At 70.3% G+C, this 14,229-nt stretch carries 8 protein-coding genes; all 8 read left to right on the top strand.

From position 1 onward, the window contains the following. Positions 1-70 precede the first annotated feature (70 nt). The 8 genes from TA3x_RS21190 (at position 71) to TA3x_RS21155 (ending at position 14,224) form a co-directional block, all read left to right on the top strand. Positions 71-1,153, top strand: a complete 1,083-nt coding sequence (locus TA3x_RS21190; RefSeq protein WP_435016665.1) for an AAA family ATPase — start codon at positions 71-73, stop codon at positions 1,151-1,153. After that, on the top strand, positions 1,146-2,009 hold the full coding sequence (locus TA3x_RS21185) for a DUF58 domain-containing protein (protein ID WP_435016664.1): 864 nt from the start codon (positions 1,146-1,148) through the stop codon (positions 2,007-2,009). Before TA3x_RS21190 ends, TA3x_RS21185 begins: the two co-directional genes overlap by 8 nt. A gap of 61 nt (positions 2,010-2,070) precedes the next feature. Beyond that, a complete protein-coding gene (locus TA3x_RS21180) occupies positions 2,071-4,284 on the top strand; it encodes a BatA domain-containing protein (RefSeq protein ID WP_435016663.1) in 2,214 nt (737 codons plus the stop codon). Between the two features lie 42 nt (positions 4,285-4,326). Continuing rightward, positions 4,327-6,729, top strand: a complete 2,403-nt coding sequence (locus tag TA3x_RS21175; protein WP_435016662.1) for a VWA domain-containing protein — start codon at positions 4,327-4,329, stop codon at positions 6,727-6,729. Between the two features lie 78 nt (positions 6,730-6,807). Further along, positions 6,808-10,821, top strand: a complete 4,014-nt coding sequence (locus TA3x_RS21170; RefSeq protein WP_435016661.1) for a DUF4175 family protein — start codon at positions 6,808-6,810, stop codon at positions 10,819-10,821. Between the two features lie 2 nt (positions 10,822-10,823). After that, positions 10,824-11,810 (top strand): hypothetical protein, encoded by a 987-nt coding sequence (locus tag TA3x_RS21165; RefSeq protein ID WP_435016660.1) that lies wholly within the window; start codon positions 10,824-10,826, stop codon positions 11,808-11,810. Positions 11,811-11,814: 4 nt separating this feature from the next. Beyond that, positions 11,815-12,948, top strand: a complete 1,134-nt coding sequence (locus tag TA3x_RS21160; protein WP_435016659.1) for a prenyltransferase/squalene oxidase repeat-containing protein — start codon at positions 11,815-11,817, stop codon at positions 12,946-12,948. A gap of 19 nt (positions 12,949-12,967) precedes the next feature. After that, the gene (locus TA3x_RS21155) at positions 12,968-14,224 is read left to right on the top strand and encodes an NPCBM/NEW2 domain-containing protein (RefSeq protein WP_435016658.1); all 1,257 of its coding nucleotides are present in this window, start codon (positions 12,968-12,970) and stop codon (positions 14,222-14,224) included. Positions 14,225-14,229 lie beyond the last annotated feature (5 nt).

Here is a 14,229-nt window from a genome sequence, read left to right as displayed (position 1 = left end):
GGCCGGCATCGGCACGATGCCCCGGTTGCCCCGGCCCTGCGAGCAGGTCCCGAGCCCCAAGGAGACGAGCGTGGGCGAAGAGAACGCCGGACAACCCCTGAAGCACGAGGATCTCGAGGCCGTCGATCGGCTCAAGTCGGCGTTCGCCGGCCTCAAGGCCGAGATGGGCAAGGTGATCGTCGGCCAGCAGAACGTGCTGGAAGAGCTCATGATCGCCATCTTCGCGCGGGGCCACTGCCTCCTGGTCGGCGTGCCCGGCCTGGCGAAGACGCTCATGATCCACACCCTGGCCGACGCCCTGAACCTCAGCTACAACCGGATCCAGTTCACCCCCGACCTGATGCCCTCGGACATCACCGGGACCGAGGTGATCCAGGAGGACAAGGCCACCGGGCTCCGCCAGTTCAAGTTCCTCCGCGGGCCGATCTTCGCCAACATCGTCCTGGCCGACGAGATCAACCGGACCCCGCCCAAGACCCAGGCGGCGCTCCTGGAAGCCATGCAGGAACGCCAGGTCACCGTCGGCGGCGAACGCCACCGCCTGCCCGACCCGTTCTTCGTCCTGGCCACCCAGAACCCGATCGAGCAGGAAGGCACCTACCCGCTGCCGGAAGCCCAGCTCGACCGGTTCATGCTCAACATCTCGGTCGACTACCCGGACGCCGAGGAAGAGTTCAACATCGTCCGGCTGACGACCTCGACCACCCGGCCCAGCGTCTCGAAGATCCTCTCGGGCGCGGACATCCTGGAACTCCAGGAGATCGTCCGCAAGGTCCCGGTGGCCGACCACGTCACCCGATACGCCGTCCGGCTCACCCGGATGACCCGGCGGAACACCACCGACGACGTGCCCGAGTTCATCCGCGACTACGTCAACTGGGGGGCCGGCCCCCGCGCCAGCCAGTATTTGGTGCTCGCGGCCAAGGCCCGGGCCGTGCTGTATGGACGCTACCACGTCTCCACCGAGGACATCCGGGCGGTGGCCGTCCCGATCCTCCGGCACCGCATCGTGACCAACTTCAACGCCGAGGCGGAGGGGCTCCGCCCCGACGACATCGTGGCCCGGCTGATCAAGCACGTCCCCGTCGACGAGCGCGAGGCGGAGCAGAGTGGAAAACTACCAAAGATATTTAAATCCGCAAACATTGGCTAGCCTGGAAGGGCTGGACCTGCAGGCGCGGATGATCGTCGAGGGGTACGTGGCGGGGCAGCACGCGAGCCCCTACCACGGCTTCTCGGTCGAGTTCGCCCAGCACCGGGAATACGTCCCGGGCGACGACGTCCGCCACGTCGACTGGAAGGTGTGGTCCAAGACCGACAAGTTCTACCTGAAGCAGTACGAGGAGGAGACGAACCTCCTCACCTACTTGCTCCTGGATACGAGCGAGTCGATGGCCTACGCCTCCGGTTCGAACGTGAGCAAGATGCAGTACGCCCAGTTCGTGGCCTCGGCCCTGGGGTACATGGTCCTGCGCCAGCAGGATTCGGTCGGCATGGCCACCTTCGACGATGCGGTCCGCCGCTTCGTCCGGCCGTCCGGCCAGCCGTCGCACCTCAAGGAACTGCTCCGGGTCATGGACGTGACGCCGGCCCGCGACAAGTCCGACCTCGGCATGGTCTTCAATGATCTGGCCGAGCGGTTCAAGAAGCGCGGGGTGGTGGTCATCCTCAGCGACCTGCTCGACGAGGTGCCGCGGATCCTGGCCGGGCTGAAGCACTTCCGCCACCGCCGCCATGAGGTCATCGTGTTCCACATCCTGGACCCGGCGGAGGTCGACTTCCCGTTCCGGGAGACCACCCTGTTCCGGGGCATGGAAGGGCTGCCCGACGTGCTGGCCGACCCCCACGCCCTCCGGCGGGCCTACCAGGACGAGTTGCGGACCTACCTCAACGACCTCAAGCGGGGATGCCAGTCGATCGACATCGACTACGTCCCCCTGCGGACCGACCAGGATCTCGACGGCCCCCTGACCAGCTACCTCGCCATGCGCGGGCTCCGGGCCCGCTGATCGACCCCCGCTTGCGTGGACCACTCGGGCCGGATCGGGCCGTTCCTCGGAGGAATCGACGTTGGACGTTCCGGTACTGTGGGCGATCGGGTTCGCCAACCTCCCCTTGCTCCAGCTCGGGATCGCGGCGACCGCGCTGCCGATCCTGATCCACCTGCTCAACCGCCGCAAGCATCGCGAGATGCGCTGGGCGGCGATGCGGTTCCTGATCGCCGCGCTCCAGAAGAACAAGCGGCGGGTGAAGGTCGAGCAGTGGCTCCTGCTGGCGGTGCGGACCATGGTCGTCCTGCTGGCGGTCCTGGCGATGGCCAAGCCGTTTTTGGAGAGCCTGGGGGCGCTGCCCCTGCTGCCCGGCCAGCGGACCCACCGGGTGCTGGTCCTGGACGGGTCCCTGAGCATGGACTACACGGCGGGCGACGCCACCCGGTTCGGCCAGGCCAAGGCGCTGGCCTCGCGGCTGGTCCAGGACGCCCGGGGCGGCGACGCCCTGAGCGTGGTGCTGATGGCCGACCCGCCCCGCGTGGTGGTGGGGGACGCCGCCCCGTCGTCGAACCGCGATGAGTTGCTCAAGGAGATCGAGTCGATCACGCTGCCGCACGGCGGGACCGACCTGGTGGCCAGCTTCAACGCGATCGACCGGGTCCTGGACGTGTCGCCGATCCCCCGCAAGGAGGTGGTCTTCCTGTCCGACCTCCAGTCGGCGAGCTGGCAGACCGCCCCCGGCCAGGCCGAGGCGCTCAAGTCGGCCGTGGCCAAGCTCGCGGCCCGCCAGGCGCAGTCCACCGTGATCGACCTGGGCAAAGACGGCGGCGAGAACCGGGCGGTCGTGGACCTCCGGCTCAACACGCCGATCGTCACCCGGGTCGGCCCGCCGCCGATCGTCTCGGCCACGGTCCACAACTACGGGCCGAACCCGGTGACGGCGGCCAAGGCGCGGCTGTTGGTCGACGGCCAGCTCGGGCCCGAGGGGGCGCCCCAGGACATCGCGGTCGGGGCCGACGCCACGTTCGCGTTCTCGCCCGAGTTCGCCACCCCCGGCGACCACCTCCTGGAAGTCCAGATCGACGACGACCCGCTCAAGCTCGACAACCGCCGACGCCTGGCCGTGCCGGTGCGCGAGGCGGTCTCCGTCCTCCTGGTCGACGGCCACCCCAAGGCCGAGCCGTTCCAGGCCGAGACCGACTACCTGGCCCAGGCGCTCAGCCCCGAGGTGAAGTCGGCCGGGATGCCGTCGACGATCCAGACCACGGTGATCGCCGAATCCCAGCTCGGCCAGCGCGAGTTATCCGCCTTCGACGCCGTGGTCCTGTGCAACATCGCCCAGGTCACCGAGGCCGAGGTCGCCACGCTCGACGCCTACCTCAAGCAGGGGGGCGGGCTGGTCGTCTTCGGCGGGGATCAGGTCGTGGCCGAGAACTACAACCGCCTGTTCCACGACGAGGGGAAGGGGATCCTGCCCGCCGCCCTGGTGGGGATCGCCGGCGACGCCGCGACCAAAAAAGGTGCGTTCGACTTCGACCCCCTCGGCTTCCGCCACCCGATCGTGAGTGCCTTCAACGGCGCCGCGGCCAACGTGGTGGCGGGCCTGACCGGGGCCAAGACCTGGCAGTACCACCGGCTCAAGCTCCCGCCCGACTCCCCGGCCAAGGTGGCCCTGGGCTTCGACGGCGGCGACCCGGCCGTGATCGAGAGCCCCCGCCATCGCGGCACGGTGATCCAGGTGGCGACCTCGGCCGACGCCGGGTGGACCACCTGGCCTTTGCACCAGAGCTACCCCCCGGTCATGGAACAGGTCGTCCTCCAGGCGGCCTCGGGCCGGCTCGCCGAGCGGAACGTCCGGGTCGGCCAGCCGCTCGACCAGGCGCTGCCCGCCACCACGATCGGCTCGCCGGTCGAGGTGATCCGCCCCGACGAGGTGAAGGTCGCGGCGCAGGTGGCGGCCTCGGGCGACGTGGGGACGTTCCACTTCGAGGACACCGACCTGAGCGGCGCCTATCGCGCCCGGTTCGGCAACCCGCCCGCCTCGGAAGCCCTGTTCGCCGCCAACCCCGGATCGGCCGAGAGCGACCCCGCCAAGCTCGACCGCGCCGGGCTGGCCGACGCCGTGCCCGGCTGGTCGTTCAGCTACCTGACCAACTGGCGCGACCTGACCGACAACGCGTCGGCGGTGGGCCGCCGGGGGGAGCTGCATCGGCCGTTGCTGTATGCCCTGCTCGCCTTCCTGCTCATCGAATCGACCCTGGCCTGGCGTTTCGGGCACCACTCCCGCGCCTGAACCCACCCCCGACCGATCGACCCCCCGCGAGACGAGACCCCGATGGACTGGCTGCTCCGACGCTTGGCCGATCGCATGGGCGTGGCCCCCCCGGGGGCGGGCGAGTCGTTCGACCCCCGCATCCGCCCCGATCACCCGCTCTCGCAAGGGATGACGGTGCTGATCGTCGGCCTGGCGGCGGCCTGGATCATCTGGCTCTACCGCCGCGAAGGCTCGGCCTCGCTCCCCTACAAGATGTTCCTGGCCTCGCTGCGGATCGCCCTGGTGATCCTGGCCCTGTTCATGCTGTCCGAGGCCGTCCTGTCGGTGGACCGCACCGGGCTGCCCTACTTCGTGGTCATGGTGGACGACTCGGCCAGCCAGCGGGTGGTCGACCAGTACGCCGACCCCAAGGCCAAGGAGGCCGCCGCCGACCTCGCCAGGGCCTCGGGGCAGGCCGACGCCACCCGGCTGGCGCTGGCCAAGGGGTTCTTGTACAAGGACGACGGCAAGTTCCTCCGCGACCTTCAGAAGCAGCACCGGGTCCGGCTGTATCTGGTCTCGTCGTCGGCCGTGCCGTTCGCCTCGATCGACCAGCCGGAGCAGATCGCGCCGGCCCTGGAGAAGCTCAAGAACGTCGAGCCCAGCGGCGACCAGTCCCGGCTGGGCACCGGCGTCCGGCAGGTGCTGGGGGAGCTGCGGGGGATGCCCCCCACGGCGATCGTCCTGCTGACCGACGGCCAGACCACCGAGGGGGAGACGCTGGCGAAGGCGGCCGAGTTCGCCGCCAAGAAGGGGGTGCCGCTCTACCCGATCGGCCTGGGCGACCCCGAGCCCCCGCGCGACATCGAACTGTCCGAGCTGATGGTCGACGACGTCGTGTTCGTCGACGACCTGGTCCGGTTCCAGCCCCGGCTCGCCTCGCGCGGCTACGCCGGCCAGGAGCTGACCGTCCACCTCCGCCGCAAGGTCCCCTCGGCCGGCAACCCCGACGCGGTCCAGGACCTGGAGACGGTCAAGATCGTCGCCCCGCCCGACGGCCAGCCGACCCGGGTCGACATCAGCCACCGCCCCCGCGAGGTCGGCCAGGTGACGTACATCGTCGAGGTCGACGCCAAGCCTCGCGAGCTTCGCGCCGAGAACAACCGGCTGGAGAAGCTGGTCAACGTCCGCGAGGAGAAGCTCAAGGTCCTCTACGTCGACAGCGAGCCCCGGTATGAGTTCCGCTACTTGAAGACGTTCCTGGACCGCGAGAAGACGATCAGCCTGAACGTGGTGCTCCAGGCGTCGGACCCCCAGTTCAGCAACCAGGACCGCGCGGCGCTGCCCACCTTCCCGGCGAGCAAGGACGACCTGTTCGAGTACGACGTTGTCATCATCGGCGACGCGGATCCTGGCTTCCTGAGCGCCACGGAGATGAACCACCTGGTCGAGTTCGTCACCGAGAAGGGGGGCGGGGTCCTATTCGTGGCGGGCGAGAACTTCAACCCGCTCGGCTATCGCGGCACGCCCCTGGAGATGCTCCTGCCGGTGGACCTGGCCGAGGCCCGCAACCCGACCGCCGTGGCCGGTTCGATCGCCGGGTTCCGCCCCAGCCTGACCGTCGAGGGACGGGCCAACCCGATCTTCCGGTTCGGCGACGACGAGGTGCAGAACGCCCGGATCTGGGCGGGCCTGCCCCAGCTGTTCTGGTACTTCGAAGCCCCCCGCAAGAAGCCCGCCGCGCTGGTGCTGGCCGAGCACCCGACCCAGGCCGGCTCCGACGGCCCCTTGCCGCTGATCGCCTACCAGTTCGTCGGCTCGGGCAAGTCGATGTTCCACGCCGTGGACGACACCTGGCGGTGGCGGTTCCGCGTCGGCGACCGCTACTTCGGCCGGTTCTGGACCCAGACGATCCGGTTCCTGGCCCGGTCCAAGCTCCTGGGCCAGAAGCAGGCGGAGGTCCAGACCGACCGCAAGCGATACCAGCGCAACCAGCCGATCGAGGTCCGGGTCCGGTTCCCCAACCCCGCGCTCGTCCCGGCCAACAACGAGGTCACGGTGCGGGTCAGCCGCAAGGGGCAGGCGGGCCGCAAGCTGTCCCTGAAGCCGGCGGCCGGCTCGCGGAACGTGTTCGAAGGGGTGCTGCCTCAGGCCGCCGAGGGGGAGTACGAGGTCCGCCTCCTCCCGCCACCAACGCTGGAAGGGATCCCCACCGCGACCTTCGGCGTCGACCCGCCGGCCGGCGAAAGCGAGCAGACCCAGATGAATGAGCCCGAGCTGATCCGGGCGGCCACGGCCTCCGGGGGCAAGTTCTACACCCCCCGGGACCTGACCGGCCTGGGGGCGAGCCTGCCCCTGCCGCAGAAGGTGCCGCTGGACACCGACCCGCCGATCCCCCTGTGGAACACCTGGCCGGTGCTGGCCCTGTTCCTCACCCTGCTGGTGTCGGAGTGGATTCTCAGGAAACGCGGCCAAATGGTATAAATAAGAGGATGGGCCGGGCCGGCGTCGGCCCGGCGGACCAGGATGCCCCGGGGCCTCCGGGAAAGGGAGTCAGCCGCGATGCGTGGACCCGTCGAGTCTCGGATCGCCGCCCTGCGCGGCCGCGTGCGGCGCCTGCTGGCGCTCCACGGTTTGAGCTGGCTGGTGGCCGGGACCCTCCTGGCCATCGTGGTCGCCTGCCTGGCCGACTACCTGGTCCACCTGGCCCCGGAGATCCGCCTGGCGTTGCTCATGGGCGTGATCGGGCTGGCCGGCTACCTGCTGGTCCGGCGGGTGCTGATGCCCCTGATCGTCCGGTTCCGCGACCTCGACATCGCCCTGCGGATCGAGGACCGCTGGCCCGGCCTCAACGACCGCCTGGCCAGCACCGTGCAGTTCCTCCGCGCGGCCGAGTCCGCCCCCGAGTCCGAGTTCGGCTCGCGGGCCCTGCGCGACGCGACGGTCGCCCAGACCCTGGAGCAGATCCGCGACATCGACTTCCGCCAGGCGGTCGACCCCCGCCCGGCCCGCAAGGCGGCGGCCTGGGCCCTGGCCGCGCTGGCCCTGGTGGGCATGATCGCCCTGGCCGAGCCCCGGCTGGCCCGGATCGGCGCCCTCCGCCTATTCCGCCCCTACGGCCCCGACGCCTGGCCCCGGAACACCCACCTGACGATCCTGGACGAGACCCCACGCAAGATCGCCAAGGGGATGCCTTTCGCCCTGGCCGTGCGGATCGGCGAGGGGGAGCGGATGCCGGCCACCGCCCGGGTGACCTACCGCTACGCCGACGGCGAGACCTCCTCCGAGCCGCTCCGCCCGGCCGCCGACAACACCTTCCGGGGCCGGATCGAGACGGTCACCCAGCCGTTCACCTTCCGGGTCGAGGCCGGCGACGACATCACCGACCGCCGCAAGGTCGAGGTCGTCCCGCCCCCGGCGCTCACCCGCAACGTGGTCAAGCTCACCGCCCCGGCCTACACCGGCTTGCCCCCCCAGACCCTGGCCCCGGGCAACACCCAGGTCCGGGTCGTGGAAGGGTCGCGGGTCGAGATCGAGGCCGAGGCCAACAAGGCCCTGGCCTCAGCCACCCTCCGGGTCGGCGACGCCATTCTCAACGACGCGGTCAAGCTCGCCCCCGGCGGCAAGGCCCTCGCGGCGAGCTTCACGGTCAAGGAGTCCCGGCCGTTCTGGTTCGACCTCCTGGATACCGAGGGGTTCCGCAGCCAGGAAATCGTCCGGTTCGACGTCCGGGCCACCCGCGACGAGGCCCCGCGCGTCAACGTCGACGACCCCTCGCAGGACCGCGACGTGCCGGTCGGCGCGACGGTGCCGCTCCGGTTCACGGTCGAGGACGACTTCGGCACCCACCTCGTCCGTTTGATCTACCGCGTCGCCTCGGGCGACTCCGAGCCCGCCAACGAGGTCGTCGTCCCGCTGTGGGAAGCCCCCGCCCCCGGCGCCAAGGGACCGCAGGAGGTCGCCTACCGCTGGGACCTGAAGCCGATCCCCGGCCTCCAGCCCGGATCCACGATCACGTTCTTCGCCGATGCCCGCGACTTCGACGACCTCAAGGGCCCCAACATCGGCAAGAGCCGCGAGATCCGGCTCCGGATCGCCTCCGACGAGGAGATCCAGCGCCAGCGTGACGAGCAGCAGAAGGCGATCCACGACGAGATCGACCGCGCCCTCCAGATGCAGAAGCAGGCCCGCACCCCGGTGGCCGACGCCCTCCGCACCCTGGATCAGACCCCCAAGCTCCCCGACGACGCCCGCGCCCGGCTCAAGGACGCGGAGATGATCCAGCGCCAGGTGACCAACCGGATCACCAACAAGTCCGACGGCCTGGACCAGAAGATCCGCAAGTTCCTGGAGGACGGGGCCAACTTCAACATCAAGAACCCCGACGCCGAGCAGCAGATGGCCGAGATGCGCGACGCGGTCCAGCGGATCCGCGAGCGCAACCTCACCCCCGCCGAGCAGGGCCTCACCCGCGCCACCAAGGCCCTCGACCAAGCCGACGGCAAGGACGACGCCGGGCCAAACGAACCGAACCCGGCCGATCAGGCCGAGCCCAGGGCCGACGGCCAGAACGAACCCAACGCCGCCTCCAAGGCGAGCGGCAAGAACGAGCCCAAATCGGGCGGAACCCCCAAGGGCGACCCGAAGGCCGGCGAGCCGAACGAACCCAAGGCCGGCGAGTCCGCCAGGGGCCAGGACGTGGCGAGCAAAGACGAACCCAACGCCGGAGGCGAGTCCAAGGGTCAGCCGAAGTCGAAGGGGCAAAACGAACCCAACAAGGGCGGCACCCCCAAGGGCGACCCGGGCGAGGCCGGCAAGAACGAACCCAACAAGGGCGACACCTCGAAGTCCGGGCAGCCCCAGGGCGGCGAGTCGTCCAAATCGGCCCAGTCCAAGTCGGGCGCCGAGCCGAAGGCCCAGGGCCAGTCCGCCCCGCAGCCGGCGGGCGGCGAAACGAAGCCAACCCCGGACGGCCAGCCCGACGCCGGCGAAACGAAGCCAACGACCCCGAAGGCGTCCCTGGCCGACGCCGAGAAGAACCAGAAGGCGATCGTCGACGAGCTGGAGAAGATGCTCGCGGGGATGAGCGAATTCAACAACGTCCGCAACCTCACCCGCGAGGCGAAGTCGCTGATCCAGGCCCAGGAGCAGGCCAACAAGAAGGCGGCCGAAGCCGCCAGCAACCCCGAGACGGCGGGCAAGGACCAGGACGCCCTCTCCCCCGAGCAGAAGGCGGAACGGGGCAACCAGGCCGCCGCGCAGAACGAGATCGCCAAGGGGCTCCAGAACCTCGAAGCCAAGCTCGACGAGGCGGCCAAGAACCTCGAAGCCACCGACCCCCTCGCCGCGGCCGGGCTCCGCGAGGCGGCCGAGCAGAGCCGCAAGAAGCAGACCGCGGCCAGGATGGGCGAGGGGGCCGACCAGCTCGGCCGCAACCAGATGGGCCAGGCCCGCGAGAACCAGCAGAAGGCGACCGAGGATCTCAAGCAGCTGGCCGACGCGATCCAGAACCGCCGCGAGCGCGAACTGTCCCACCTAGTCAAGGAGCTCAAGAACGCCGAGGCCGACCTCAAGAAGCTCCGCGACCGCCAGGCGGCCAACCTCAAGAAGACCGCCGAGGCCCGCAAGAATCCCGACGAGGCCAATCGGAAGGAAGAGCTGGCGAAGCTCGCCAAGGAGCAGCAGCAGATCCAGGAGGAGACCAAGCGTCAGGTCCAGAAGCTCGCCAAGCTCTCCGCCGAGGCCGCCGCCCGCGCCGGGCAGCAGGCGGCCGGCCAGATGGCCAAGGCGGGCGAGCAGATGGAACAGGGGGACGGCGAGCAGGCCGAGCAGGACCAGGAGGAGGCCCTCCAGAACCTCCGCGAGGCCCAGCAGGAGGTGGCCGCCGCCCGCCGCGAGGCCGAGGAACAACTCGCCGCCGAGCAGATCGTCAAGATGGCCGACTCCCTCAAGTCGATCCACGAGCGCCAGGAGAAGATGGCCGAGGAGACCGGCAAATACGAGAAGACACGCGCCGACGCCGAGGGCAAGCTCACGCTCGCCCAGCGCTCCGGCGTGCGGGAACTCGGCCGGGTCCAGGCCGGGCTCAAGGACGAGGCCGGGGAACTCGGCGACCGCCTCGGCGAAGGGGCCCCGGTCTTCAAGCTCGCGATCAAGAAGGCGTCCGAGGGGATGGAGACGGCGGCCCAGCGGTTGCAGACCTTGAAGACCGACGAGGGCACCGTCCGCGCCCAGAAGCTCGCCGCCCTCCGCCTCCGCCAGCTCCTCGACTCGCTCAAGCAGGAGCAAGGCAAGAAGGGGGGCCAGCAGGGCGGGGACCAGCAGGGCGGGGGCCAGCAAGGGGGCCAGCAGGGCGGGGGGGACGGCTTCCCGCCCGCCGCCCAGATCAAGATGCTCAAGATGCTCCAGCAGGAGATCAACGAGCGGACCGACTTCTTCGACGAGCTCCTCCGCCGCCACAAGGAACTGACCCCGGAGCAGACCGCCGAGATCGACCAGCTCCACCAGGATCAGGGCTCCCTGGCCGACCTCGTGCGCGACCTGACCCAGCCCAAGAAAGACGACGGGGAGGAATGAACATGACCTCGTTGCTGCGTCCGTGGATCTTCGCCACGCTCGCCCTGGCCGCATTCGCGGCCCCCGGCGCCCCCGCCGTCGCCCAGGACCCCGGGACGCCCGCGCCCAAGGACCAGTCGCTCGACGACCTCCTCAAGAAACTCGACGAGCCCAGGCCCGCCGAGCCCGCCAAGGAGCCCGAGAAGGAGAAGCCCAAGGACGCCGACAAGCCCCGGGAGAAGGACAAGCCCAAGGACGCCAAGGCCGAGGACAAGGGCAAGCCCGCCGGCACGGTCGCCCCCCAGGACGAGTCGCTCGACAGCCTCCTGGAGAAGCTCGGCACCACCGTCGACAAGCCGAGGGCCGACGAGAAGCCCCCGGCCGGGGGAGGCGGCATGCCCCCGGACGACCAGCCCCCGCCCCCCGGCGACCCCTCCAAGAAGCCCGACCCGCTGGAAGGCGAATCCCAGAAGCTCGACGAGCACCTCCGGGAGTTGACCGGCAAGCGCGACACCTCCAAGAAGAAGCAGCAGCAGGGCCAGGGGCAAGGGCAGAGCCAGGAAGGGGGCGAACAGGGCCCGCTCGACCAGGTCATCCGGGAGATGCGCGACGTCGAGGAGCGGCTGGGCCAGCCCGACACCGGAGAAGGCACCCGCCAGAAGCAGGCGGAGATCGTCAAGAATCTCGATACCTTGATCGAGCAGATGAACCAGGCCAAGAGCCAGTCTCAGGCGATGAAGATGCTCCGCCAGGGACAGAAGCCGGGCCAGGGCCAGCAGCAAGGCCAGCAGCAGGGCGCCCAGGCCAACGGCCCGCCCCCGAGCCGCCCGGCCTCGCCCAAGGGGCAGGCCCCGATCGCGCTCGACAAGGATGTGTGGGGCCAGCTCCCCGCGGCGCTCCGCGAGGAGATGGGCAACGTCTTCAAGGAAGGCCCGCTGCCCAACAAGCTCGACCTGATCCGCCAGTACTACCTGTCGCTCGGCAAGAAGACCACGGCCCGCGAGGAATGACCCGATGACGACGCCCCGACTGGCATCGGCCACCCTCCTCCTGCTCCTCGCCGGCCAGGCGGCCCCGGCCCAGGATCCGGCCCCGGCCCCCGCGCCGACCGAGGCGAAGGCCCAGGCCCCCAAGGCGGCGGGCCCGGTCAAGGAGGAGGGGGGCTTCACCGAGCCCCGCCGCGGCGACGTGCCCGAGGGCGCCGCCGAGCAGGTCACGCCCGAGGCCGACCAGGCGATCAACTCCGGGCTGGCCTGGCTGGCCAAGCAGCAGAACGCCGACGGGTCGTTCGGCAGCGGGGCCTATCGCGGCAGCATCGCCGTGACCAGCCTGGCCGGGCTCGCCTTCATGGGCAACGGCTCGAGCCCGGGCCGGGGGCCGTTCGGCACGCACGTCGACAAGGCGTTGCAGTACATCATGGACAACACCGACCCCCGGTCGGGCTTCATCGCCGTGCCCAACGCCGCGACCCACGGCCCGATGTACTCGCACGGCTTCGGCGCCCTGTTCCTGGCCGAGGCCTACGGCATGTCGCGCCGGCCCGAGCTGCGCGAGAAGCTGGCCAAGTCGATCCGCCTGATCATCGACACCCAGAACAAGGAAGGCGGCTGGCGCTACCAGCCGGTGCGCAACGACGCCGACATCTCGGTGACGATCTGCCAGATCAACGCCCTCCGCGCCGCCCGAAACGCCGGGCTGTACGTCCCCAAGGAGACGGTGGACGGCTGCATCCGGTACGTCAAGCAGGCCCAGAACCCCGACGGCGGCTTCCGCTACATGTCGCAGTCCGGCCCCAGCGCGTTCCCCCGTTCGGCGGCGGGGGTGGTCGCCCTGTACAGCGCCGCGGTCTACGACGCCAAGGAGGTCGACCAGGGCATCAGCTACCTCAAGCAGTTCATGCCCGAGATCAAGTTCGGCCAGCGCTACAATCACTACTTCTACGGCCACTACTACGCCGCCCAGGCGATGTGGATCCGGGGCGGCGAGGACTGGAATGTCTGGTTCCCGGCGATCCGCGACGAATTGATCCGCCGCCAGCTCCCGGGCGGCTACTGGCAGGAAAGCGGGGTCTGCAACGAATATGGCACGGCGATGGCCCTGATCATCATGCAGATGCCCAACAACTACCTGCCGATCTTCCAACGCTGACGCCGAGGGATGTGACCCGATGATGACCCCGGCCCGCCGATCCCGGCTCCCCTTGCTTGCGCTCGCGGCGATCGCCATCGCGCGGCCCGCCCCGGCCCAGGAGCCCCCCTCGCCCGGCGCCACGATCCCGTCCGACCCGGTCTTCACCGCCGTCCTGATCGACGGGACGCAGGCGACCGGCCGGCTCCGGCAGCTCGGGACCGGGCCGGGGGCCGTGCTGGTCGAGGGGCCGGGCCAGGAGCGGGCGATCCCGCTGGATCGGCTGGTCAAGCTGGCCCGGGGCGGGCTGGGCGGGCCGCCCCAGAGGGAAGGGGGCCTGGTCCTCTTCCCCGACGGCGATCGCCTCACCCGGTGCGTGATCGGCGGGATCGGCGACAAGGGCCTGGACGTCCAGTCGTTCGCGCTCGGGGCCCTGGCGATCCCCGAGGACGGGATCCTCGGGCTGATCCTCGCGATCCCGACCGAGCGCGACGCGGCCGAGGCCCTCGTCGCGCAGGTCCGGGCCGATCCCCGCAAGAGCGAGTCGCTCTGGATGTCCAACGGGGACCGGATCTCGGGCGGCCTGCTCGCGTTCGACGAGAAGGCGATCTCCTTCCAGGCCGCCGCCGGGAAGACCGAGCTGGACCGGTCCAGCGTCACGGCCCTGGGGTTCGACCCGGGGCTGGTCTCCTACCCGCGTCCCGAGGGGATCTACCTCGAACTGACCCTGGTCGACGGGTCCCGGCTGGGGGCCTCGGGCGTCCGGATCGAGCGGGGGCAGGTCGTGGGCCAGGCCCGGTTCGGATCGGACCTCCGCCTGCCGCTGGCCGAGCTGGCGAGCGTGCACGTCCTGGGGGGGCCGGTGACCTACCTCTCCGACCGCGAGGCCACCGGCGTGCAATACGAGTCCTACCTCGGGCCGACCCGCCCCTATCGCCGCGACCTCAACGTGGACGGCCATCCGATCCGTTTGGGCGGGGAAGTCTACGACCGGGGCATCGGCACCCAGAGCCGGACCTTGCTGGCCTATCGCCTGGAGCCGGGGGCCCGCCGGTTCCAGGCCAGCGTGGGCGTCGACGATTTGGCGGGCCCGCTGGGAAGTGTGGCCTTCAAAGTGCTGCTGGATGGTACGGACAAGGTGCTGTTCGCCTCGCCGTCGATGTCCGCTCGGGAGGCCCCGAAGGCCATCGACGTCGACATCACCGGCGGGCGTCTCCTGATCCTGATCACCGAGTTCGGCGATCGGGGCGACGTCCAGGATCACGCGGATTGGGCCGAAGCCCGGATCATCCGCTGAACATT

The sequence above is a fragment of the Tundrisphaera macrotermitis genome, from assembly GCF_051175315.1.
Classification (GTDB): Bacteria; Planctomycetota; Planctomycetia; order Isosphaerales; family Isosphaeraceae; genus Tundrisphaera.
This window is presented reverse-complemented; position numbering and strand designations above follow the sequence as displayed.

Excerpts from the sequence above, each read along its gene's own strand:
- TA3x_RS21175 (WP_435016662.1), top strand. The coding sequence starts at position 4,327 with ATGGACTGGCTGCTCCGACGCTTGGCCGATCGCATGGGCGTGGCCCCC.
- TA3x_RS21165 (WP_435016660.1), top strand. The coding sequence starts at position 10,824 with ATGACCTCGTTGCTGCGTCCGTGGATCTTCGCCACGCTCGCCCTGGCC.
- TA3x_RS21160 (WP_435016659.1), top strand. The coding sequence starts at position 11,815 with ATGACGACGCCCCGACTGGCATCGGCCACCCTCCTCCTGCTCCTCGCC.
- TA3x_RS21155 (WP_435016658.1), top strand. The coding sequence starts at position 12,968 with ATGATGACCCCGGCCCGCCGATCCCGGCTCCCCTTGCTTGCGCTCGCG.
- TA3x_RS21170 (WP_435016661.1), top strand. The coding sequence starts at position 6,808 with ATGCGTGGACCCGTCGAGTCTCGGATCGCCGCCCTGCGCGGCCGCGTG.